Genomic DNA, 412 nt, shown 5'->3' with positions numbered 1-412 from the left:
ACCACGGCATACGAGATGATCGCTTCTCAGCACTCGACCCTAAAGTTAAGCGTCATGTACAAGCTTATTTTGGGCTATTTTTGAAGCATCAAGGCGAAGCTAACAATCTGAGTGAAGATGAACGCTTTGACTTTGCGATGCAAATTGATGAGGTTGTGACTGCTTCCGTTGCTGAGTTCTCAATTAATCCACAAGAAATCGAGAACCAAATCCGCCGTAAGCTATTGCCTTTATTATTTAAAGCCACTGGCATGGATATAGCCAAAGTCATTATTACTGACGTTATTCAGATCACTCGCCTTGGCGTTGTAGGTCATCATTAATGACATCAGTAAACTCTAAAGAAGGCAATAAAGAGGAATACGCTTTCATTTACGGAGATGAAGCAGTGAGCTATGAGGTGGTTCGTAAA

General features: G+C 41.5%; 1 protein-coding gene. It reads left to right on the top strand.

The annotated features are described in order from the left end of the window. Positions 1-323, top strand: a 323-nt coding sequence (locus tag CIK81_RS18880) for a hypothetical protein (RefSeq protein ID WP_147272380.1), incomplete at its 5' end; no start/stop codon positions are given. Positions 324-412: the final 89 nt, after the last annotated feature.

It is taken from the genome of Brachybacterium sp. JB7, from assembly GCF_003335205.1.
Classification (GTDB): Bacteria; Actinomycetota; Actinomycetes; order Actinomycetales; family Dermabacteraceae; genus Brachybacterium; species Brachybacterium alimentarium.
The sequence above is the reverse complement of the archived record's forward strand: the minus strand, read 5'-3'. Positions and strand labels throughout refer to the sequence as shown.